The sequence below is a fragment of the Cellulosimicrobium sp. RS genome (assembly GCF_046159675.1).
Lineage (GTDB): Bacteria > Actinomycetota > Actinomycetes > Actinomycetales > Cellulomonadaceae > Cellulosimicrobium > Cellulosimicrobium funkei.
The window spans coordinates 334,867-356,362 of record NZ_JBJXVU010000001.1 but is presented as its reverse complement, the minus strand read 5'-3'; the positions used below and the strand labels follow the sequence as shown (position 1 = coordinate 356,362).

The 21,496-nt window shown below is 72.7% G+C and carries 23 protein-coding genes and 1 other RNA gene; 2 read left to right on the top strand and 22 right to left on the bottom strand.

The features are described 5' to 3' along the window. Positions 1–185 precede the first annotated feature (185 nt). From nagB to ACI769_RS01540, 7 genes are all read right to left on the bottom strand, one after another. Positions 186–968, bottom strand: coding sequence for a glucosamine-6-phosphate deaminase (gene nagB, locus ACI769_RS01570; protein WP_043652579.1), 783 nt, complete (start codon positions 966–968; stop codon positions 186–188). Further along, positions 968–1,996 (bottom strand): ROK family protein, encoded by a 1,029-nt coding sequence (locus tag ACI769_RS01565; RefSeq protein ID WP_232322591.1) that lies wholly within the window; start codon positions 1,994–1,996, stop codon positions 968–970. Before ACI769_RS01565 ends, nagB begins: the two co-directional genes overlap by 1 nt. A gap of 1 nt (position 1,997) precedes the next feature. Further along, a complete protein-coding gene (locus ACI769_RS01560; protein ID WP_034652152.1) occupies positions 1,998–2,930 on the bottom strand; it encodes a carbohydrate ABC transporter permease in 933 nt (310 codons plus the stop codon). Then, positions 2,927–3,883, bottom strand: coding sequence for a carbohydrate ABC transporter permease (locus ACI769_RS01555; RefSeq protein ID WP_034652155.1), 957 nt, complete (start codon positions 3,881–3,883; stop codon positions 2,927–2,929). The genes ACI769_RS01560 and ACI769_RS01555 overlap by 4 nt, the downstream gene beginning before the upstream one ends. A gap of 147 nt (positions 3,884–4,030) precedes the next feature. Continuing rightward, positions 4,031–5,323 carry an extracellular solute-binding protein gene (locus ACI769_RS01550; RefSeq protein WP_085388198.1) on the bottom strand — a complete coding sequence of 431 codons (1,293 nt, stop codon included), beginning with the start codon at positions 5,321–5,323 and terminating at the stop codon, positions 4,031–4,033. Between the two features lie 211 nt (positions 5,324–5,534). Continuing rightward, the gene (locus ACI769_RS01545; protein ID WP_051027709.1) at positions 5,535–6,695 is read right to left on the bottom strand and encodes an ROK family transcriptional regulator; all 1,161 of its coding nucleotides are present in this window, start codon (positions 6,693–6,695) and stop codon (positions 5,535–5,537) included. A gap of 112 nt (positions 6,696–6,807) precedes the next feature. Further along, a complete protein-coding gene (locus ACI769_RS01540; RefSeq protein ID WP_396050970.1) occupies positions 6,808–7,758 on the bottom strand; it encodes a PfkB family carbohydrate kinase in 951 nt (316 codons plus the stop codon). A gap of 73 nt (positions 7,759–7,831) precedes the next feature. Here ACI769_RS01540 and ACI769_RS01535 point away from each other — a divergent pair, with 73 nt between their 5' ends. Further along, positions 7,832–8,809, top strand: a complete 978-nt coding sequence (locus ACI769_RS01535; protein WP_396050968.1) for a DUF4349 domain-containing protein — start codon at positions 7,832–7,834, stop codon at positions 8,807–8,809. Beyond that, positions 8,802–9,149, top strand: coding sequence for a hypothetical protein (locus tag ACI769_RS01530; RefSeq protein ID WP_085388201.1), 348 nt, complete (start codon positions 8,802–8,804; stop codon positions 9,147–9,149). Before ACI769_RS01535 ends, ACI769_RS01530 begins: the two co-directional genes overlap by 8 nt. A 63-nt stretch (positions 9,150–9,212) precedes the next feature. Here the strand turns inward: ACI769_RS01530 and ssrA are convergent. The 15 genes from ssrA to ACI769_RS01455 form a co-directional block, all read right to left on the bottom strand. Then, positions 9,213–9,579: a transfer-messenger RNA gene (ssrA, locus tag ACI769_RS01525) on the bottom strand. A 148-nt stretch (positions 9,580–9,727) separates the two neighbouring features. After that, complete coding sequence (locus ACI769_RS01520) at positions 9,728–10,141, bottom strand: hypothetical protein (protein WP_021482408.1); 414 nt, start codon at positions 10,139–10,141, stop codon at positions 9,728–9,730. A 119-nt stretch (positions 10,142–10,260) separates the two neighbouring features. Next, complete coding sequence (gene smpB, locus ACI769_RS01515; RefSeq protein WP_021482407.1) at positions 10,261–10,731, bottom strand: SsrA-binding protein SmpB; 471 nt, start codon at positions 10,729–10,731, stop codon at positions 10,261–10,263. A 202-nt stretch (positions 10,732–10,933) separates the two neighbouring features. Continuing rightward, positions 10,934–12,340, bottom strand: a complete 1,407-nt coding sequence (locus tag ACI769_RS01510) for a M23 family metallopeptidase (protein WP_043652586.1) — start codon at positions 12,338–12,340, stop codon at positions 10,934–10,936. A gap of 1 nt (position 12,341) precedes the next feature. Further along, on the bottom strand, positions 12,342–13,253 hold the full coding sequence (gene ftsX / locus ACI769_RS01505) for a permease-like cell division protein FtsX (protein WP_021483124.1): 912 nt from the start codon (positions 13,251–13,253) through the stop codon (positions 12,342–12,344). Positions 13,254–13,258: 5 nt separating this feature from the next. Then, entirely contained in the window at positions 13,259–14,188 is a 930-nt protein-coding gene (gene ftsE, locus ACI769_RS01500; RefSeq protein WP_085388203.1) for a cell division ATP-binding protein FtsE, read from the bottom strand. Positions 14,189–14,350: 162 nt separating this feature from the next. Further along, positions 14,351–15,463, bottom strand: coding sequence for a peptide chain release factor 2 (gene prfB, locus ACI769_RS01495; protein WP_031316541.1), 1,113 nt, complete (start codon positions 15,461–15,463; stop codon positions 14,351–14,353). A 177-nt stretch (positions 15,464–15,640) separates the two neighbouring features. Next, a complete protein-coding gene (locus tag ACI769_RS01490; protein WP_409141079.1) occupies positions 15,641–16,864 on the bottom strand; it encodes a hypothetical protein in 1,224 nt (407 codons plus the stop codon). A gap of 132 nt (positions 16,865–16,996) precedes the next feature. After that, positions 16,997–17,611: a hypothetical protein gene (locus ACI769_RS01485; protein ID WP_114554064.1), complete on the bottom strand. Its 615-nt coding sequence runs from the start codon at positions 17,609–17,611 to the stop codon at positions 16,997–16,999. Between the two features lie 189 nt (positions 17,612–17,800). Beyond that, on the bottom strand, positions 17,801–18,295 hold the full coding sequence (locus ACI769_RS01480) for a hypothetical protein (RefSeq protein WP_051027493.1): 495 nt from the start codon (positions 18,293–18,295) through the stop codon (positions 17,801–17,803). Positions 18,296–18,534: 239 nt separating this feature from the next. Beyond that, positions 18,535–19,008 (bottom strand): TadE/TadG family type IV pilus assembly protein, encoded by a 474-nt coding sequence (locus ACI769_RS01475; protein WP_085388205.1) that lies wholly within the window; start codon positions 19,006–19,008, stop codon positions 18,535–18,537. Next, positions 19,005–19,409: a TadE/TadG family type IV pilus assembly protein gene (locus ACI769_RS01470; protein WP_031317226.1), complete on the bottom strand. Its 405-nt coding sequence runs from the start codon at positions 19,407–19,409 to the stop codon at positions 19,005–19,007. The genes ACI769_RS01475 and ACI769_RS01470 overlap by 4 nt, the downstream gene beginning before the upstream one ends. Positions 19,410–19,413: 4 nt before the next feature. Then, positions 19,414–19,629, bottom strand: a complete 216-nt coding sequence (locus ACI769_RS01465) for a hypothetical protein (RefSeq protein ID WP_369824876.1) — start codon at positions 19,627–19,629, stop codon at positions 19,414–19,416. 68 nt (positions 19,630–19,697) lie between these two features. Beyond that, positions 19,698–20,639 (bottom strand): type II secretion system F family protein, encoded by a 942-nt coding sequence (locus tag ACI769_RS01460; RefSeq protein ID WP_085388206.1) that lies wholly within the window; start codon positions 20,637–20,639, stop codon positions 19,698–19,700. After that, a complete protein-coding gene (locus tag ACI769_RS01455; RefSeq protein ID WP_021482885.1) occupies positions 20,636–21,496 on the bottom strand; it encodes a type II secretion system F family protein in 861 nt (286 codons plus the stop codon). The genes ACI769_RS01460 and ACI769_RS01455 overlap by 4 nt, the downstream gene beginning before the upstream one ends.

Here is a 21,496-nt window from a genome sequence, read left to right as displayed (position 1 = left end):
CCACACGTCGGGCGGCCGTCGCCGCGGCAGGTCCGCGCGCCGTGCGACACCCGCCGCGCGGACCACGGGCCGCGGGGACGGGAGACGACGAAGCCCGCCGACACACGGTCCAGGGGCGTGGACCGCGCGCCGACGGGCGGCTCGGTGTCGCGGGAGCTCCCGCGAGGTGTCGTCGACCCGTCGGGTCAGAGGCCCTGCCAGTCGGGCTTGGACGCGTACGTCTGGCGGTAGTAGTCGCCCAGCTGCAGGCGCGAGGCCGCCGCGTCGTCGACCAGGACCGTGGCGTGCGGGTGCATCTGCATGATCGTCGCGGGCCACATCGCGCTCACCGGGCCCTCCACCAGCTGGTGCACCGCCTCCGCCTTGCCCTTGCCCGTGGCCAGCAGCACCAGGTGCCGCGCCGACATGATCGTCGCCAGACCCTGCGTCAGACAGTGCCGAGGCACCCGCTCCACGTCGTCACCGAAGAACCGCGCGTTGTCCTCGCGCGTCTGCGCCGTCAACGTCTTGATCCGCGTCCGCGACGCCAGGCTCGACCCCGGCTCGTTGAACGCGATGTGCCCGTCCGTCCCGATCCCCAGGATCTGCAGGTCCACACCCCCCGCCCCCACGATCGACTCCTCGTACGCCGCGCACGCCGCCACCAGGTCCTCCGCGTTGCCGTCCGGACCCTGCACCGCACCCGGAGCGAAGTCCACCCGCGACGCGATCTCCGTCTCGATCACGTTGCGGTACCGCTCCGGATGATCGACCGGCAACCCCACGTACTCGTCCAGCATGAACGCCCGCACCCCCGCGAACGACAACCCCTCCTGCACATGACGCCGCACCAGCTCGTCGTACACCTTCAACGGCGACGACCCCGTCGCCAACCCCAGCACCGCCCCCGGCCCCGACCGCACCACCGCCTCCACGGCATCCGCAGCCAGCACCGCCAACCGCTCCGCCGGAGCGATCACGACCTCCATCACAACACCTTTCGACGGCCGACGAGAGCAGCGCCCACGGCGGCGACCGGGACGTCCGGCGGCGCGAGGGAGACCCGCTCCGACAGACGCAACGAGGACAGGAAGGGGGACGTGCTCGACTGCGCGTCGAGCGCGTCGCGGACCGCGTCCAGCAGCGGCTGGCCCAGCGCGGACACGCCGCCGCCGAGCACCACGTGGCGCACGTCCACCGTCAGCTCGAGGATCCGCACGGCGGAGGCGACGGCGGACGCGAACTCGTCCTTGATCCGGATCGCGTCCGGGTCGCCCGCGGCCGCGGCCTCGAAGAGCTCGGCAGGGGCCGGCCGACCGTGGCGCGACGGCCAGCGCGCCGACACGGCGGAGCCCGACGCGTAGACCTCCACGCACCCGCGCTGCCCGCACGCGCACTCGGGCCCGCGCGGGTCGATCGGGATGTGCCCGATCTCCCCCGCCGCGCCGCTCACGCCCCGGCGGAGCTCGCCGCCGAGCACGATGCCGGCCGCGAGCCCGGTGCCGAGCGCGAGGAACGCGAGGTCCTCCCCCTCCGCGCCCCGCAGGTGCGAGGCACCGAGGGCGGCCACGTTGAGGTCGTTGTCGACCTGGACCGGGACGCCGCCGAGCTCCGCGGACAGCGCCTCGGCGAGGGCGAAGCGTCCGCCCTCGATGCCGAGGTTCACCGCGTGCACGACGGAACCGTCGGCGGGGTCCACCAGCCCGGGGACCCCGACGCCGACGCCGTCGACGTCCGCGAGGTCACCGCAGGCGCGCCGGACCACCTCGCGGACCGCGCGCGCCGCGCTGGACACGACGCCCTCCGGTCCGCGCACCGTCGGCAGGCGCAGGGTCTCGCGCGCGACCCCGTCGGAGCCGAGGAAGGCCGCGAGCACCTTGGTGCCGCCGATGTCGAGGCCCACCGCGCTGCCCGGGCCCCCGGGACCGCGTCGTGACGCGGTCCCGGGGCCGGGGCGTCCGGCCAGGGCTGCGGCCGCCTCGCCGTCGAGCGAGGCAGCCGTGCTCAGGTCGCTCACGTCAGCCCTTCACCGCACCCGAGACGAGGCCACCGGTCATCCTGCCCTGGACGATGACGAAGAAGATGACCACCGGGATCGCCACGATGACCGAGCCGGCCATCAGCGCTCCCCAGTTCGTCGCCATCGTCGCCTGCTGGAACGTGCGCAACCAGACCGGCAGCGTCATGGACTCCGGCCGGGACATGATGATCAGCGCCATGAGGAACTCGTTCCACGCCTGGATGAACGCGAAGACACCGGTGGCGACGAGGCCGGGCGCGAGCAGCGGGAACGTCACCTTCCAGAACGCCTTCGGTCGCGAGCACCCGTCGATCATGGCCGCTTCCTCCAGCTCCGCGGGCACGCCTTGGACGAAGCCTCGCAGGGTCCAGATCGTGAACGGCAGCACCGCGGAGATGTAGACGAACGCCAGCCCGGTGATCGTGTTGAGCATCTGCCAGCCGTCGATGATCCGGAAGATCGAGATCATCATGGCCTCGCCCGGGATCATCTGGATCACGAGGAGCGCGACGATGAACGACTTGCGGCCCTTGAACGAGAAGCGCGTGATCGCGAGCGAGGCGAGGAAGCCCAGGATCATCGAGACGACCAGCGTGATGAGCGTGACGGTGATCGAGTTGACCATCGCGGGCGGCAGCGGCGCACGACGGTCGTCGGTCCACACGTTCACGTAGTTGTTCAGCGTGAAGACGTCGGGGGTCGGGAAGAAGTGCAGGTCCGTCCCACGGATGAGGTTCGTCGGCAGGAACGACGTGTTGATCATCCAGTAGACGGGGAACGCCGACGCGACGAAGACGACGATCGCGATGATCGAGTAGACGACGTTCGCCGCGCGCTTCTTGCTCTGTCCCTCGCGCCGCGTCTTCCGGCCACCGCGGTCGGGGACCGCGGCGCGGGAGACGGGGATCGTCGGGGTGGAGATGGTGCTCACAGTTCTTCCTCCCGGACGGTCCGGCGCACGTAGTAGAACGAGATGCCGAGCATGATGAAGACGAAGATGACGGCGATCGCGCCGGCGACACCGTAGTGCCCCTGGGCCATGCCCATCTGGTAGATGTACACGCCGATCGTGTTCGTCTTCTCACGGTCGCCGCCGATGCCCTGCAGGGCGTAGACCTGCGTGAAGACGCGCAGGTCCCAGATGATCGACAGCACGATCAGCACCGTGTAGATGCTCCGCACGTAGGGGACCATGATGAGCCGGAACCGCTGGAACGGCGTCGCGCCGTCGAGCTGCGCGGCCTCGAGGACCTCGCCCGGCACCTGCGTCAGGCCCGCGTAGAGCGTGAACGCCACGAACGGGATCGCGCCCCACACGATGATGAGCGTCAGGATGAGGAAGAACTGCATCGGGTCGAGGAGCCACGAGTGGCCCATCCAGTTGTCCCCGGTGATCTTCGTGAGGAAGTTGTTGACGACGCCGTACTCGGTGTCGAAGAGCCAGCCCCAGACGATGGTGCCGGCGAGGGGCGGCATCGCCCACGCGAGCAGCAGCCCGATGGACACGAGGAGGCGGAAGCCCTTGTTGAGACGCATCATGAGCAGCGCCACGAGCGTGCCGAACAGCATCGTCAGCGCGACCCAGACGACCATCAGGACGAAGCTGCGGAGCAGGACCGTCCAGAACCCGTCGACGTCGGTGAGGACCTGTACGTAGTTGTCGAAGCCCACCCACTCGGCCGGCACGCCCATGAGCTGGGCGCGCTCGTACTCCTGGAAGGACATGACGAACAGCTGGACCAGCGGGTAGCCGACCATGATGCCCAGCAGGATGAGCGTGGGGACCAGCAGCGACCACGGCAGGACCGGTGGACGCCGCTTCTTGGGGGGCCGCACGGACGCGCGCGGGGGCGCTGTCCGGGGCTCGAGAGTGGTAGAGCTCATTTCCTCACTCCGTCGGATGGTGCGCGGTGGTGCGCAGTGATGACGTGCGGGACGCGTCGTGCGAAGGGTGGGGACCCCGGAGAGATCCCCACCCCTGACGAGCGTCCGGTGCCGTCCCGGGCGGACCCGGGGCGGCACCGGGCCGGCTCAGCTGTTGAGGATCTGCTCGATCTTCGCGTCGAGCTCCTCGGCGACGGTCTTCACGTCGTCGCCGTTGGCGATGCGCGTGAAGGCCGTCTGGAGGACGTTCTGCGCCTCGACGTCAGCCCACTTCGGCGACACCGGCGTGACCTGCGTGTTCATCGCGGCATCCACACCGGCCTGGGCGATCGGGTTGTCCGTCGGCACCTTCTCGGCGAGCGAGGTCTTGGCCGGGATCAGGCCGTTCTCGGCGAGGATCGTCTGGTACTCGTCGCTCATCATGATGGCGTAGGCCTTGACGGCGAGCTCGGGGTTGTTCGACTTCGACGCGACCGCGAGGTTCGAGCCACCGCCGAAGACCGTCGCGGTGCCGCCGTCCTTGCCGGGCAGCGGGAGCGCGGTGAGGTCGGAGCCGTAGGTCGACTCGCAGCCCGGCGTCTCCGCGTCCTCCGGAGCCTTGATGGACCACTGGATCCACGTCGGGGCCGAGAGGTACGCGACCTTGCCCTCGCAGAACGGCACCTGGAGGTCGGTCTCCTGGCCGTCCTTCGGGGCGTGCGAGGCGTTGGCCATCAGGTCGGCGACCTGCTCCATGCCCTTGAGGCCACCCTCCGAGGAGAAGCCCGCCTCCCAGGTACCGTCCTCGCCCTGCTCGGCGATGAAGCCGCCGTTCTCCCAGATGAAGGGGAGAGCGTTGTACCAGTCCTGGCCAGGCCAGTAGAGGCCGGACACGTCCGGGGTCGTGAGGGCCTTGGCGCTCGCGACGTACTCGTCGAGCGTGGTCGGCACCGCGGCGCCGCCCGTGACCTGGGGCGAGTAGAACACCACGCGGGAGCCCGCGTAGTACGGCAGCGCGTAGTGCTTGTCCTCCCACGTGCCGGCCTCGACGAAGGCGGGCAGGAGGTCGTCGCCACCGTAGGACTCGAACTCGTCGGCGGTGATCTCGCGGAAGTAGCCCGCGGAGGTGAACGCGGCGGACTGCGTGTTGCCGACCTCGACGACGTCAGGGCTGTCAGAGCCCGAGAGCGAGGTCGTCAGCTTGTCGACGAGGCCCGTCCAGGACTGCTCCTCGATCGTGAGAGTGCTGCCCGGGTTCTCCTCCTCGAACGTCGTCTTGAGGTAGTCGCGGGCCGCGTCGGGGGTGTCGGAGCCCACGAGCCAGACGCGGATGTCGCCGGAGGCGGCCTCGCCGTCGCCGGAGCCGTTGTTCTCGTTCCCGCCGGTGCTGCAGGCGGTCAGCGCGAGCGCCAGGGTGATCGTCGACGCCACGGAGGCGGCGACGAGACGGTTCCTCTTCACTGGGTGCTTCCTCTCGGTGATTCTTGGTGGTGGCGGCGATGCCCCCACCGGAGGTGTGGCAGGAGTCCTGCGTAATCGAGCGTGTGCAGGGGTGCTGCTGTGTTACTGCGTTCCTGGGGGGTGCTGCACTGGGGGTCCCAGGAGGTCGTGAGGGGCGGGTCGTGGCCCGCGCCCCGGTCGGGCAGAGCGGGTCAGGCGGAGCGTCGTCGGCTCACGAGACCCCCAGCTGTCCGGAGAGGACGAGGACGGCGGCCCCAGCGAGGACGACGTCTTCGTCGAGCGTGGCCATCCGCACCTGCAGCCCGCTGCCGATGACCGGCATGGTGCGGGAGCGGATGGTCTCGAACGCCGACTCGCGCAGGGGGCCGTCGAGCAGGTCCGCAGGACCGCTCACGAGCACCTCCGCGAGGTTGAGCGCACTGACGACAGGGGCCAGGGCGATGCCCAGCGTCCTGCCCACCGACGCCAGCACGGCGTCGGAAGCCTCGGTGTCGAGCCCGTCCACCGCGCGGCGCAGCGCCGGCACGGACAGGACAGTCTCGAGGCAGCCGCGGCGCCCGCAGGCGCACGGCTCGCCGTCCTCGACCACGGTCACGTGGCCGAGCTCGCCGGCGGCGTCGGCGTGCCCGTGCACGCGCGCACCGTCGACCATGATGCCGGCGCCCACGCCCTCGCCCACCGTGAGGACGAGCAGGCCGTCCCCGGCCGCTCCCCCGAACGTGAACTCCCCGAGCGCGGCGATGTTGGCGTCGTTGGCGACGTGGACCGCGAGCCCGAGCCGCTCCGTGAGCTGGGCGGCGAGCGGGACGTCGTACCAGCGGCGGTTCGGCGCCTCGATGACGCGGCCCTCGGCGTCGACGACGCCGGGCGACCCGATCCCCACGCCGATGACCGGCTGGGTCGCGGACGCGATGAGGCCGCGGCAGAAGCGCATGAGGAGGTCGACGAGCTCGGTGCCGGTGCGGCCGTCCACCGCGAGGCTCTGCCGGACGACGAAGTCGCCCGTGAGCGTGACGACGGCGCCGCGCAGGACCTCGTCGTCGGTGAGGTCGACGGAGACGATCTGGTACGCGCTCGTGCGCATGCCGACGAGGATCGCGGGCTTGCCCACGCGCTGGCCCGGGCGGACGCCGAGCTCCTCGACCAAGCCCTCGGCGATGAGCACGGAGACGAGGTCGGAGATGGTCACGCGGGTGAGGGACGTGGCGCGCGCGAGGTCGGCGCGCGACGTGGGCCCCTCGTGGAACAGGTGCTGCAGCACGAGCGACCGGTTGTGGGCCCGAGCGTGCTCGGGGAGCACCTTCGAGGTCGGCCTGAGCCCTGTGCTCAGTCGCCTCCTCGGTGCGCCGGTGCCGGTGACTGCCGTTGTCATGTTTGTTAGTAGACTGCCTTTACTAAGTGACTGTCAACTCTCTCCCGGCTTCGTGACCGAAATGTAGCCGAGGAGGCCGCGACCCGGGACCTTGGTCCCACGGACCCGCACGTCACGACGTCGCGGCGATCCAGCCCCGCGCTCCGGCGTGCTCGACCGAGCGGGACGCGACCACCACGGCGTCCGCCAGCGCCGCGCGCCACGACGACCCACGCGCCGCCGCCGCGGCGAACGCGCCGTGGACCACGTCGCCCGCACCCAGGGTGTCGACCACGCGGCCCGGCCGCGGGACCGCGACCTCGTACCTCTCCCCCTTGTCGAGCACCTCGACGGGCCGCGGACCGCGGGTCCGCGCGACGAACCGCGGTCCGAGCGCGGCGACGGCGTCGAGCACGTCGCCCGTCGCGACGCCGGGCGGCCGGAAGTCCGCCGACACGACGACGGCGTCGCACAGCCCGATCATCGCGGGCGCGTCGCGCTTCCAGGAGCCCCCGTCCAGCACGACGGCGCACCCGCGCTCCCGCGCGCGGCGCGCGACCCGGAGCGCGAGCCCCGGGTGGTGACCGTCGAGCAGCAGCACGTCCCCGGGGCCGAGCTCGTCCAGCAGGTCCGCCGTGCGACCCGGCGCCGCGAGACGCGCATCGGTGAGGTCGCCGAAGCCGGAGGCGTTGGTGCTCACGACCGCGCGCTCGCCGGTCGCACGCGTGACCAGCACCGTCGAGACCGCGGGCTGCACCGCCCCGGCGACGCCGTCCGCCGCGTCGACGAGCGCGACGCCGGAGGACTCGAGCTCGGACCGCACGACCGCGGCGAGGGGCCCGTGGCCCACGGCGGTCACGAGGGTCGGCGGGACGCCGAGCGCGACGGCGGTGGCCGCGGCGTTCGCGGCCGGGCCGCCGAACGTCGCGGCGAGGGACCGCGCGACGACCTTCTCGTCGGGTCCGGGCAGGGCGTCGACGACCTGGACGACGTCGAGGGTCACGAGTCCGCAGCACACGAGCACGCGCCCATCCTCGCGCGCGGACCGGCACGTCCGCAGCGCGCCGGGCGACGGTCGGATCACGGACAGTTCACAAGACGGTCACGATGTGGGTGCGGCTGTCCGGTTCGCGCGGTTGGCCCCCTACCCTCGCAGCATGCGGACCACTCGCCCTCTCGCCGTCGTCGCCGCGCTGGTGCTCGGCGGCGCGCTCCTGGCCGGCTGCTCCGCGACGCCGGGCGCCGGCGACGCCGCCCTCGACTCCGGCGCGGGGTCCGAGGCGGCGGTGGTCGACGGCACCGACACCTCGTCCGGCGCCCCGGCCGGGATCACGACCGGCGACGAGGACGCCGTGGTCGAGGCGGACCGCGAGATCGTCACGACCGGCTCGGTGACCGTCGTCGCGAAGGACCCGTCGGCTGCCGCCGAGCAGGTCGCCGAGCTCGCGGAGAGCGCGGGCGGGCGGGTCGAGAGCCGGCGGCAGTCCGAGCCCGAGGGCGACGCGCGGCCCACGGCCGAGCTGACGGTGCGCGTGCCGGCGGCCCAGACGACCGCGACCGTGGACGCGCTCGGTCAGGTCGGCGAGGTGCGCGACCTCGCGATCGAGGCGGTCGACGTGACCGGCACCGCGCGCGACCTCGACGCCCGCGTCGCGGCGCTCACCACGTCGGTCGAGCGCCTGCGGACGCTCATGGGCGACGCCGCGACGACCGCGGACCTGCTCGCCGCCGAGCAGGAGCTCACGACGCGCCAGGCGGAGCTCGAGTCGCTCCAGTCTCAGCGCGCCGCGCTCACGGACCAGGTCTCGATGTCGACGCTGCACGTCACGGTCGTGCAGGTGGTGCCGGCCGAGCAGCTCGCCCCCGGCGGCTTCCTCGGCGGGCTGCAGAACGGCTGGAACGCTCTGCTGACCACGCTCAACGGCCTGGTCGTCGTCCTCGGCGCGCTGCTCCCGTGGCTCGTCGTGGTCGGCCTCGTCCTGCTCGTCGTGCGCTGGGTGCTGCGCCGGGTGCGCCGTCGCGCGCAGGACGGCGGTGCTCCCCCGGCCGACGACGGCGGCACGGGGCCGGACGACGACCCGCAGGCGCCGTCGTCGGGACGGGCTCCGCTCGTCGGGGCGTCCGCCCGTGACTGAGCCCGTCACCCCCGAGGGCACCGGTCGCGTCGCGCGCCTGTGGGCCGACGACGAGGGCACGGCCCGGCTCGCCGGTCACCTCGTGACGCGCGTGTGCACGCACTGGGACACGGTCGGGCCGCAGACGTTCCCCCGGCACGTCAACCCGGAGCCGCGCGTGCAGTGGCGGGCCCACCTCGACGGCGCGGGCGACGACGAGGACCTGTACAGCGACGACCCCGGCGCGCCCCCGCTCCCCCGTGACGACGACGACCGGCTCGAGGTGCGGGGGCGGCGGCTGCGCCTCGAGTGGCTCGACGGCGACGAGGCGGCGGCAGCCTGGGAGCGCCACGGCTGGTGACCGCACAGAGCGCCGATACGGCGACGGCCCGCACCCCGAGAGGGGTGCGGGCCGTCGCCGCAGGGGTGGAGGTGCGGGGAATCGAACCCCGGTCCGGTGACGCCGATCGAGGACTTCTCCGGGCGCAGTCTGCTGTCGTTTTTCTCGGCCCCCGCACTCACGCAGACAAGATGCGGACGGGCTCAGTCACCTGAAAGTCCCCGCAGCCCCGGTGACGAGGACTGCGAGCAGTGGCTCTCTAGATGACGCCAGGATCCGAGTCGAGAGCTAGCTCGGGCTGACGGACTTCGGGGCTCGCTCAGGCGGCGAGGGCGAAGTCGGTGCGCTTGTTATCGGCACCTGTGTTTTGCAGACATCGTTTACGAGATAAGCCTGCATCCTCGGCCCGCTTCTCCTCGAAGCACGACCACCGTCGAAACCGATCACCCCCTGTGCAGTTGTCAAGCACTGCGCGGCGCCCGGGCGGACCCGGACCTCGTGCAGCAGGTCCAGCCTACGCGATCAACGCCGTGCCCCGCACGGATATTTCCGCGCGGCCGGGTACCGGCGGTCGTGCGCCGCCGGTACCCGCGTCGCGGCTACTTCTTCCGGCTCAGCGAGTCGACGAGCAGCCCGCCGGCGATCCCGAGGAGGAACACGTCCTTCGCGAGCCCGGTCCCCTGCTCGGTGGGTCGCACCCCGTCCTCGCGCGTCATGCCCGGCGTCTTGAGGTACATGCCGACGAGGCCGGCCGAGAAGACGCCGAGCCCGACGGCGACGAGACCGGTCGGGACGAAGGGCGCCACGAGGGCCGCGCCGAGCGCGATCTCGGCGGTCGACAGGGTCTTGGTGAACTGCTTCGGCTCGACGTCCCCGAGGAACGAGTACGTGCCGGCGGCCATCCCGTGCAGTCCCTGCGCGGTCTCCTCGTCGGCACCGCGCTTGCTCAGGCCGGAGTTGAGGATGTACGCCCCCGCCGCGAGGCGCGGGATGTACTGGCGGAGCTTGACCATGGGGCCTCCTGGTTCGCGGTCGTCGTCTCGCCCTCGACCGTACGTCGAGGGCGACGGCATCACCAGCGGGTGGGGCCGACGTCGGGCACGGGACCGCGTGCGGGACGCCCCGCGCGGCGTCAGCGCAGCTCGCGCTGCCGCATGGCGCGCTGCGCCTCGCGGTTGTCCTGCTTCTCGCGGAGCGCCTGGCGCTTGTCGTACTCCTTCTTGCCGCGCGCGAGCGCGATCTCGACCTTGGCGCGGCCGTCGAGGAAGTACAGCGCGAGGGGCACGATCGTGTGCCCCTTCTCGCGCGTCTTGGACTCCAGGCGCAGGATCTCCTCCTTGTGCAGGAGCAGCTTGCGCTTGCGGCGCGGGGCGTGGTTGTTCCACGTGCCCTCGGTGTACTCGGGGATGTGGACGTTCTCGAGCCAGGCCTCGCCGCGGTCGACCGCGACGTAGCCGTCGACGAGCGACGCCCTGCCCATCCGCAGCGCCTTGACCTCGGTCCCGGACAGGACGATCCCCGCCTCGTACACGTCCTCGATCACGTAGTCGTGGCGTGCCTTGCGGTTGCTGGCGACGACCTTGCGGCCGCTGTCCTTCGCCATCCGTGTCCTACCGTCCTTCTCTGCTGTCGGTGCTGTCGCCCGGGGTGCTCGTCCGGGGCACCGTCCGTGCGCCGGCCCCGAGCCGTGCGGGCGCCCCAGCGTACGGGTGCCCGACGGCGCCCGGTACCGATTATCCCTCGGGTGCGGTCGCGCGGGGGCCGGGGCGGGTCGGGCGCGACGCCCGGAGCGCGACCCGGCCCGGTCAGCGCAGCACGGACATCGGGTCGATCGTCGACCCGTTGACGTACACCTCGAAGTGCAGGTGGCACGCCCCCGAGAGGCCGGTGTTGCCCGAGTAGCCGATGACGTCACCCTTGTTGACGGTCCGGCCGGACGACACCGCGAAGCGCGTGAGGTGGTTGTAGCTCGTCATGAGGTTCTTGCCGCCCACCGTGCCGTGGTTGACGAGCACCTGGTTGCCGAAACCGTTGCGCCACTGGGCGTGGACGACCGTCCCGGGCCCGGCCGCCATGATCGGCGTGCCGCAGTAGGCGCGCAGGTCCGTCCCCGCGTGCAGGCGGTAGTAACCGAGGATGGGGTGCAGGCGCATCCCGTAGCTCGAGGTCACGTAGGGCACCGCCGTCGGATACGACAGGAAGCTCGAGATGCTGCCGCGGTCGCCGCCGGAGGACGAACCGCCACCTCCGCCGCCGCCCCCGCCGGAGGACGACCCGCCACCGCCACCGCCTCCACCACCGCCGCCTCCACCACCGGACTGCTGGCTCTGCTGCTGGCGGCGTGCCTCCTCCTCGGCGGCCTTGCGGTCACGCTCGGCCTGCTCGGCGATGATGCCCTTGATCTCGCTCTGCAGGGACTGCTGCGCGGCCTCGTTCTCGGCGACCTTGGCCTCGGCCGCGGACTTGCGCTCCTCGATCGTCGCCTTCTTGGCCTGCTGGTCGACGATCAGCTGCTCGACCTCGGCCTTGCGGTCGGCCGCGGCCGTGCGCGCCGCCTCGGCGGCGACGAGGTTCTCGTCCGCCTGCTGCTTGAGGTCGGTGACCGTCTCGCGCACCGCCTGGAGGCGCGCCTCGCGGTTGCGCGACACCGACTCGGCCTCGAGCAGCTCCTGGAGCGAGCGGGACTGGCTGCGCGCCGCCGTCGAGGAGACGGCGTACTCCGCGATGAACTCCTCGGTGCTCTGCGCACCCGTGACGATGCCGAGGCTCGAGACGTCGCCCTGGCCGCGGTACGCCTGGCGCGCCATCTCGGCGATGCTCGACTTGGCGTCGGCCACCTCGGTCGCGCCGCGCTCGATCTCGGCGCTGATCGCGGCCTCCTGGCCCAGCGCGTCCTCGAGCCGCTGCGCGAGCAGCTCCGCCTCGCGCTGCGTCCGCTCGACCTCGGCCTGGGCCGCGTCGAGCTCGGCCTGCGCGACGGGCAGCCGTGCCTCGATGGCCTGGAGGTCGACGACGGCCTGCGCGAGCGCCGCGTCCGTGTCCTCGAGCTCGGACTGGAGCTGCTCGCGGTTGCCGAGGATCTCGGACTGGCGACGCTCCGCCGCCGCCCGGCGGTCGTCGATGTCGTCGGCGGACGCCGAGGCGACACCGCCCACGAGGAGCAGGGTCGTGGCGATCAGAGCCGCTGTCGCGCGGCGGAGGTCCCGGGTCATCTCACACCCTCGTGTGGCGGTTGAGCGTGACGACCGAGGACACGGCCGCCAGCAGGAAAGCGATCCCGACGAGCACGGGTGCGATGCGCAGCACGTCCGCCTCGTCGACGTAGGCCACCCACGTCACGGACTGGGACAGCCAGTCCGTGACGAGGTACTTCACGCCGACCCAGAGCCCGCCGACCGCCAGGACCGCGCCGAGCACGGCGGCGATCGCGCCCTCGAGGAGGAACGGGAGCTGGATGAACAGGTTCGACGCCCCGACGAGCCGCATGATGCCCGTCTCGCGCCGTCGGCTCAGCGCGGAGAGGCGGATCGTCGTCGTGATGAGCAGCACGGCCGCGAGCAGCATGACCGCCGCGAGACCGGCCGCGAGCAGGGACGCGCGGTTGAGCGCGAGGAACAGCGAGTCGAAGATGCGGCGCTGGTCCTCGACCACCTCGACGCCCGGCCGCCCCGTCACGACGTCGTTGACGACCTCGTAGTTCTCCGGGTTGGTGAGCTTGAGGCGGAAGGACGCCTGCATGTCGTCCACCGTGAGCTGCGTGCCCAGGTACCCGTCGGGGTAGCGCTCGGTGAACGCCGCGAACGCGTCGTCCTTGGACTCGAAGTAGACCGTCTGGATCTCGTCGCCGAGCTCGGTGTCGAACAGGTCCTCGATCGCCGCGATCTGGTCGGGCGTGGCCTCGCCGGCCGCGCACGTGGGCGACGGCGACCCGGCCGGGCAGAGGAAGACGGACACCTCGACCTTGTCGTACCAGTCGTCCTTGAGCTTGCCGATCTGCGCCTGGAGCAGCAGCGAGGACCCGACGAACGTCAGCGAGACGAAGGTGACCAGCACGACGGAGACGGCCATGGAGACGTTGCGCCGCAGGCCCTGGCCGAGCTCCGCGAGGATGAACTGGAGTCGCACGCCGCTCACTCCCCCGCCGTCGCCTCGACGTGGCGACGCGTCGAGCGTCGCCGGGGCAGCGGGGGCCGGCTCGACGCGTCGACCGCGGGCGTCGCGCCGGTCGCCGGCGTCCGGTCCGGCGCCTCGGCCGGGTCCTGCGTCGAGGACGGCGCCGGGTCGGGCGCCGCGGACGGGCGCGCGGTCCGGCGCACGACGGCGGTCGGCGCCGACTCGGGCGCCGGGCCGGTCGTCGGGTCGGGGATGACCTGGCCGCGCGCGCCGTACGAGCCGTGCGCCTGGTCGCGCACGAGCGTGCCGGTGTCGAGCTCGACGACGCGGCGGCGCATCTGGTTGACGATCTCCTCGTCGTGCGTCGCCATGACGACGGTCGTGCCGGTGCGGTTGATGCGGTCGAGCAGGCGCATGATCCCGAGGGACGTCGTGGGGTCGAGGTTCCCGGTCGGCTCGTCGGCGAGCAGGATCGGCGGGCGGTTGACCATGGCGCGCGCGATGGCGACGCGCTGCTGCTCACCGCCGGAGAGCTCGTGCGGGCGACGCTTCTCCTTGCCCGCGAGGCCCACCATCTCGAGCGTCTCGGGCACGGTGATCGCGATGGTGTGACGCGGCTTGCCGATCACCTGGAGCGCGAACGCGACGTTCTCGAACACGGTCTTGTTGGGCAGCAGGCGGAAGTCCTGGAAGACCACCCCGATCTGGCGGCGCAGCTTGGGGACGTTCCAGCTCGACATGGACCCGAGGTCGCGGCCCGCGACGAAGACCTTGCCCTTCGTCGGGCGCTCCTCGCGCAGGACGAGGTGCAGGCACGTCGACTTGCCGGAGCCGGACGCACCGACGAGGAAGACGAACTCGCCGCGCCGGACCTCCAACGACACGTCGTCGACGGCCGGCCTCGCGCCGCGCGCGTAGACCTTGGTGACGTTCTCGAAGCGGATCACAGCGGCACGTTCCTCGGGTCGGGGGTCGATCCGTGGACGAACAGGGTTCGTCGCACGATCCCGAGGGTAGGCATGCGTCTGCGGCCCGGCGGGGCGGACACGCCGCGCCCGGGTGCATCGATCCGTTGCTCGGATCAATCGGCCCGGGGCGGCCGCGGAGGGTCAGGCCTCCTTCTGCACCCCGCGGCGCCAGCGGATCCCGGCCTCGATGAAGTCGTCGATGTCGCCGTCGAACACCGCCGAGGGGTTGCCCACCTCGTGCTCGGTGCGCAGGTCCTTGACCATCTGGTACGGCTGCAGCACGTAGGAGCGCATCTGGTCGCCCCAGCTCGCCTTGATGTCGCCCGCGAGCTCCTTCTTCTTCGCGTTCTCCTCCTCCTGGCGCACGAGCAGCAGGCGGGACTGGAGCACGCGGAGAGCGGCGGCGCGGTTCTGGATCTGCGACTTCTCGTTCTGCATCGAGACGACGATGCCCGTCGGGATGTGCGTCATGCGCACCGCGGAGTCCGTCGTGTTGACCGACTGCCCGCCCGGGCCCGAGGACCGGAACACGTCGACCTTGATCTCCGACTCCGGGATCTCGATCGAGTCCGTCTGCTCGATGAGCGGGATCACCTCGACCGCCGCGAACGACGTCTGGCGGCGGCCCTGGTTGTCGAACGGCGAGATGCGCACGAGGCGGTGGGTGCCCGCCTCGACCGACAGGTGGCCGAACGCGTAGGGCGCCTTCACCTCGAACGTCGCGGACTTGAGCCCCGCCTCCTCGGCGTACGACGTGTCGAGGACCGTCGTCGGGTAGCCGTGGCGCTCCGCCCAGCGCAGGTACATGCGCAGCAGCATCTCGGCGAAGTCGGCCGCGTCCACGCCACCGGCGCCCGCACGGATCGTCACGACGGCCTCGCGCGCGTCGTACTCGCCGGCGAGCAGGGTGCGGACTTCGAGCTGGTCGAGGTCCTTGCGGATGGCGGCGACCTCGTTCTCGGCCTCGACGAGGGTGTCCTCGTCCTCCATCTCCTGGCCCATCTCGACCAGGGTCTCGACGTCGGCGATGCGCTGCCCGAGCTTCTTCACCCGGTCCAGCTCCGACTGCGCGGCGGAGAGCGCCGACGTCACCTTCTGCGCCGCGTCGGGGTCGTCCCACAGGTCGGGCGCCGACGCCTTCTCCGAGAGGTTCGCGATCGTCGCGCGCAGCTCCTCCGGGTCGCTCACGCTCTCGATGGACTCGAGCGTGCTCCGCAGCGCCTTGATCTCGGACGGAAAGTCGATGGTGGCCACGAGGTTCAAGGTTACGCGACCCCGCGCGCGGTCGGCGCCGTCGCGCGAGGTCACCGCGAGGGATCAGCGCGGGGTCTCCTCGCGGGGTCCGCGCGCGGGCCGCCGCGGGCGACGGCGCGGGGGTCGGCGCGGGGGTTCGGCGCCGCCGGGCGAGGGCCGCCCGACGGCGCGTCGCCGTCAGTCCTTCGTGCCGCCCTGCGGGGCGGAGCCGCCCGCGGTCGACGGCGCCGGCTCGGCGGTCGTCGCCTGCTGGCGGCCCTCGTCGCGCGCCTTCGCGAGCATCGCCTCGAGGCGCTGGCGCCGGCGTCGGCGGTCGTCCCGGACGCCCACGATCACGACCACGACGATCGCGAGGAGCAGGAGCTGCGGCCACGGGACCGCCCACGTGGTGACGGTGACCGTGACCGGCTCGAGCGGCGCGTCCACCTGGTCGTCGCCGACGACGGTCGGCGTCACGGTGATCGTCGTGCTGACCGGCCCGAGCGGCCAGACGTCGGCGAACGCGACCTTGCTCCGCAGGGATCCGCCCGGCAGGACCTCCCCGAGCGGCTCCGCCGTCGCCTCGTCCGTCACGGCGCCGAAGAGGGCGGACGTCGCGACCTGGCCCTCGGCGCCGAGGCGCACGTTGCCGTCGTTGGCGACGTCGTAGGAGACGCTGAGGTCGCCCGCGGCGAACGGGTTCCACGACGGCGCGTAGGAGGCCTTGACGTCCTCGATGGCGAGCGCGGGCTGGATCTCGCCGGTGACGCGCGTCGTGACGCGGAACCCGACACGGCTCTCGACGCCGACGCTCGTACCGCCCTCGCCGCCGCCCGTGCTCGTGACCGACGCGGCGATGCCCGCCGGGTGGTCGCCCGGGGTCGCGTTCTCGGGGACCGTGATCGTGTACGGGACGACCACGGTCTCTTTCGGGCCCACCTCGACGCTCTCCTGGACGGTGAACCACGTCCCCGCGTCGGTGGACTCCTGGTCCGAGGAGAGCATGTTGAAGCGCCCGTTGGCGGTGAGGTAGCCGTCCGCGGCCTTGAGCGCGAACGTGGCCGGCACGTCGCTGAAGTTCGAGACGGCGATGTGCTCCTCGACCGTCGTGCCCGGGTCGGCGACGAGGTCGACGCCGCGACGCCCGTCGGGACCGTTCGCGTCCGCGGGCTTGGCGCCCCACGTGATGCGTTCCTCGGTGTCGAGGGGCATCACCGTCGGCAGAGCGCTCACGACGTCGGCCTGCGCCCTCGCGGCGCCGGCGTGCGCGCTCGTGGCGGCGGTCGTCGCGGACGCGGCGACGGCGAGCGGGGTCGCGGGCAGGAGGCCGAGGGCGAGGGCGGTCGCGGCGAGGACGAGACGACGCCCGCGACGGCGGGACGGGGACCCGGGGCGGGCGGGGTGCGTTGGTGCGGGGATCACGCAGGGGCTTCTCTCCGTACGACGACGGGTCGCCCGCCCGGCACGACCGTGGTCGTGCGGGACGGTGCGACCCGTCGTGTGACTACTTGGTCGGTGCCCGGCCGGAACCGGTCACCGGGACGTCGGGACGGCTCAGTCCTCGAACAGGGACAGCGTGATGGTCGAGTTGTACGCGCCCGGCGCGACGTCCTCGCCCGTGCGCAGCGTGAGGTTGGCGCCGGCGGTCCAGGAACCCTCGGGGTTGACCTCGGCCGAGTCGAACGTCGAGACCAGGAGCTCCTGGTCGACGAGACCCGGGCCGTCCTCGAGGGAGGGCTCGACCGGCTCGCCCTCGGAGACCAGGCCGGTGTCGCCACCGTCGACGAGGGTCGGGGCCCAGCCGAGGTTGTCGGCACCGATCTCGCCCGCGTCGCCCGTGAAGGCGGACGCGCTGCCCAGGACGTACCAGTAGGCGCCCTCGGGCACCTCGGTCCGCGTGTCGGTGACGGTGACCTCCGGCAGCGCACCGTTGAACTCGCGCGTGCCCTCGACCGACGACTCGTCGGCCTCGGTCAGCGTGGTCGAGTTCGCGGCGACGGTGAGGGCGAGGTTGCCCGGCTCCACGTTGGACTCGATCTCCACGGAGACGTCGACGTCGGTGCCGTCCACCGGGTCGGCGGAGGCGGCGGACGCGAGGGCGACCGTGCCGATGAGCATCGCACCGAGGGCACCCCCGGCGACGAGCTTCTTCGTTGCTCGTGCGTTCATGTTGTAGCTCTCCATCGTTGGAGTTGTTGTCGGACCGGATCACCATAGCGGCGAACCTAGGGTTTTGACAGGGCCGAACCAGAAGTGGCCATCCAAAGTTAAGAAAGTGAACAAAGGCGCGCGAGCGCGCTCACGCGACGTTGCGGTATTCCTTTCCCTGGACGTTCTTCGTCGAACAGCAACAGGTGCTCACCACGCTCTGGCACGTGACTCTGCACGCACGATGATGCCATCACTCCACGCCCCGGTCACCCAGCTGATCATCGCGGGTCGCGCCCGCGCGGCAAGGCCGACCGACGCCGTGCGCCCGTCGCCGGTCGACGCGTCGGTCACCACGACCTCGCTCAGACCGGCGAGCGCCGCGGGGTTCCGGGCGAGATAGTCGTCGACGTCCGCGCGGATCCCGGCGTCGGTCAGCGTGAGGACGGCGCCCTCGACCGGCGGCGCGGCGCCGCCGGAGTAGAACGTCTCAGGGGTCGTCGAGTCGGCCGCCGTGAGAGCGAGCGCATCCGCGAGCGCGTAGAGCCGCTTGCGTTCGAGGTGCACCTCCGTGGCGCTCACCACGACCGTCACGAGGAGCAGCGCGAACGCGACGAACGCGCTCGTGAGCAGCAGGATGCGGCCGTCCTCCTCCCGCTCGTCCGAGCCCTGGAGCCGCGCGACGAGCGCCGTCGACCCGCGCACGACCGCGCCGGACCGCCGCTCGGGAGCGCGTCCGGGTGCGCCCCCGGATGTCGGGGTGCCCCGAGGTGCCGCCGTGCTCGGAGGTGTCGAGGTGCCCGCGGGGGTCAGGGCGCCTACGGGTGCCGGCGTGCCGACGGGTACCGGCGTGCCTCCGCGTGTCGTTGCGCCCAGGGGCGACGGGGTGCTCATGGGTGTCGGGGCGCTCATGGGCGACGCGGCGCTCGCGGGCGACGGGGCGCTCACGGCCGCCGCGCCGCGTACGCGTCGACGGACGCGACGTGCCGCGCCTCCACGGGGACCGCGAGGGGGACGACCCCCCGCACGAGCTCGGGCACGAGCGGGAGCGGCACGTCGAGCCGGACGTGCGCCGTCACCTCGCCGCCCGGCTCCAGGCAGACATGTGACGAGCAGGCGATCGTCAGACCACCCGCGCTCGGGGCGAACCCCTGGTCGCCGAGCGCCAGGGCCACGGCCGCCGAGGCGAGCCGGGCGCCGTCGTCGCTCGACGGTGCCGTGACGAACGCGCGCGCCGCCTCGCGGGAGGCGCCCTCCACGGCGAACGTCGCGGCCTGCACCCGACCCACCGTGAGCACGAGGTAGAGGACCGGCAGGAGGAGGACGAGCGCGACGCCGAGGAACTCGACGACCGCGCTCCCCCGGTCCGAGCGCTGCCCCGTCAGCCTCGCGCGGAGCCGAGCGAGCAGGCGCGTCACGGAGCCTCCTCCAGCGCGTGACCGCGGACTGTGAGTGCTCCGGCCGGGCCGAGCAGCCCGACGACCGGGAGCGGCGCGGTCACCGTGACCTCGACGACGGGCAGACCGTCCACGACGGTCTGGCGCGCGACGACGTCCTGCGCGTACCGCGCCGAGAGCGCGGACACGACGAGGTCGCGCGTGCGGGCCGCGCCGTCGTGCGGGCCACGGTCGGCACGGCCCGCCACGCGGGCGCCCTCCGCCGCGCAGTCCACCAGCGTCGCGCGCACGTGGACGGCGAGCGCGACCTGGACGACCCCGAGGAACAGCACGAGCACGAGGACGGAGACGAGGGTGAACTCGACGACGGCGGAGCCCCGCTCCGGGTCCTCGACGCCGACTCCCGGGCCACCGCGACGCACCACCTCAGGGGGCGCCGACGCTCGAGATGGCGTTGCTGAAGGCCTCCGTCAGCGCCGGCCCGGCGACGGCCCACAGGGCGATCACCAGCCCCGCCGTCATCAAGGTGATGAGCACCCAGCCCGGCACGTCACCGCGTTCCGGGTCCTGACCGGTCAGCCGCCCGAGCGCGCCGCGCGCTGCGGCGCGCACGGCCTGGTTCCCTCGACTCCACCCCTGCATGCTTCTCCTTCGTCGTCGTTTCGATCGGTCGTGCCGGACGGTCGTGCCGGACGGTCGTGGGCTGCTGCTCAGAAGCCGAGCCGCAGGGTCGCGAGCGACGGGAATACGGCGTAGACCACCGTCACGGGAAGGATGAGGAAGACGACGGGGACCATCATCACGACCTCTTTCCTCCCGCCCGCCTCCATGAGCGCGCGGCGTCCCGACTCGCGCACGTCCTGCGCCTGCGCCCGCAGCACGTCGGCGAGCGGGGTCCCCCGTTCGACGGCCACCGCGACCCCCTCCGCGAATCGGGTGAGGCTCGGCAGCCCGGTGCGGTCGGCGAGCTGCTCGAGCGCCCGGGCGAGCGGGGTCCCGGCACGCACGGTCGCGAGGGTCGTGCGCAGCTCGCCGGAGAGCTCGCCGTGCGCGGTGGTCGCGACGCGCTCGAGCGCGGCGACCGGCCCCTCGCCCGCGTTCACCGCGAGCGCAAGCAGCTCGGCGACCGTGGGGAACTCGGCGAGCATGCGCTCCTCCCGACGTCGCACGGCGCGGGTCAGCGCGTGGTCGCACGCGAGCACCCCGCCGACGCCGCACAGCAGCACGAGGATCACCAGGGCGGCGACGGACGACCCCCGCGTCGCCGCGAGCAGCACGGCGAGCGCCGTCCCGCCGCCGAGCCCGACGACGCCCCACACGAGCTGCCGTGCGCGAAACTGCTCGACGCTGCGTCCGCGGCCGGCACGGTCGAGGCGGCGCCGGACGTCAGCCGCCGTCGAGCCGAACCGTTCCAGCGCACGGCCCGCGTCGACGAGCAGCGGCGCGAGGAGTCGTTCGAGGGTCGGGAAGGGTGATCGCACGGGGTGGTCGCGCAGCAGGACGGACGTGCGGTCGTGGGTGCGCAGGTAGGGCGCGAGCCGCTCGTCGAGGCGGATCGACCGCCCCCGGAGCCCGGCGACCACGAGGAGGACACCGAGCCCGCCGAGCGCGCCGAGCGCGGCACCGGTCCAGGACACGTCGACGGCGCTCATCGCAGCACCCGCTCTTCCTCGGGCAGCCGCCCGATCCGCAGCATGAGCTGGTACGCCGCCGCGGAGCACGCCGCGCCGGCGGCGAGGACGACCGCACCCGCCATGGAGTTGTACGCGGCCGCCGTCTCCGGGCGCGTCGCGAGGAAGCCGAGCACGACCCACGGGCCGGCGACCGCGAGCCGTGCCCCGTTCACGGTCCACGACTGGCGGGCCTCGAGCTCACCGCGCGTGCGGGCGTCCTCGCGCAGGAAGGTCGACAGGGTGCGCAGGAGGCGCCCCAGGTCGGTGCCGCCGACGTCCCGCGTGATCCGGAGCGCCTCGACGATGCGGTCGGCGACCGGGTCCGCGAGCCGGTCCTTGAGCAGGTCGAGGCACTCCCCGAACCGGCCGGACGCGCGGTAGTCCCGCGCGAACTGGGTGAACGGCTCGCGCAGCTCGACCGGACCGCGCTCGCCGAGCTGGCCCACGGCCTCGGGCAGCGACAGCCCCGCGCGCACGCCCGAGGACAGGTGGTCCAGCACCTCGGGCCAGACCTCCCGCAGCCGTGCACGCCGCCGCCGGGCGCGGGACCGCACGAGGAGGGAGGGCGCTCCCGCGGCGATCACGGCGAAGCAGGCCGCGATGGTCCACGAGCGCGCGAGGACCGTCCCGACCACGAGGACGACGAGCCCGACGCCGACGCTCGCGACCACCAGGGCACCGGGCGTCACCGCCGGTGCACCGGCCTGGACGAGCAGGTCCTGCGTACGCGCCGCCCACCCGTCGGCACGGCGCACGCGCGGCGGCCCGGGCGCCCAGAACGACCACCAGACGCAGAACAGCCCCGCGCCGAGGAGGAGGCCCACCGCCACGCCCAC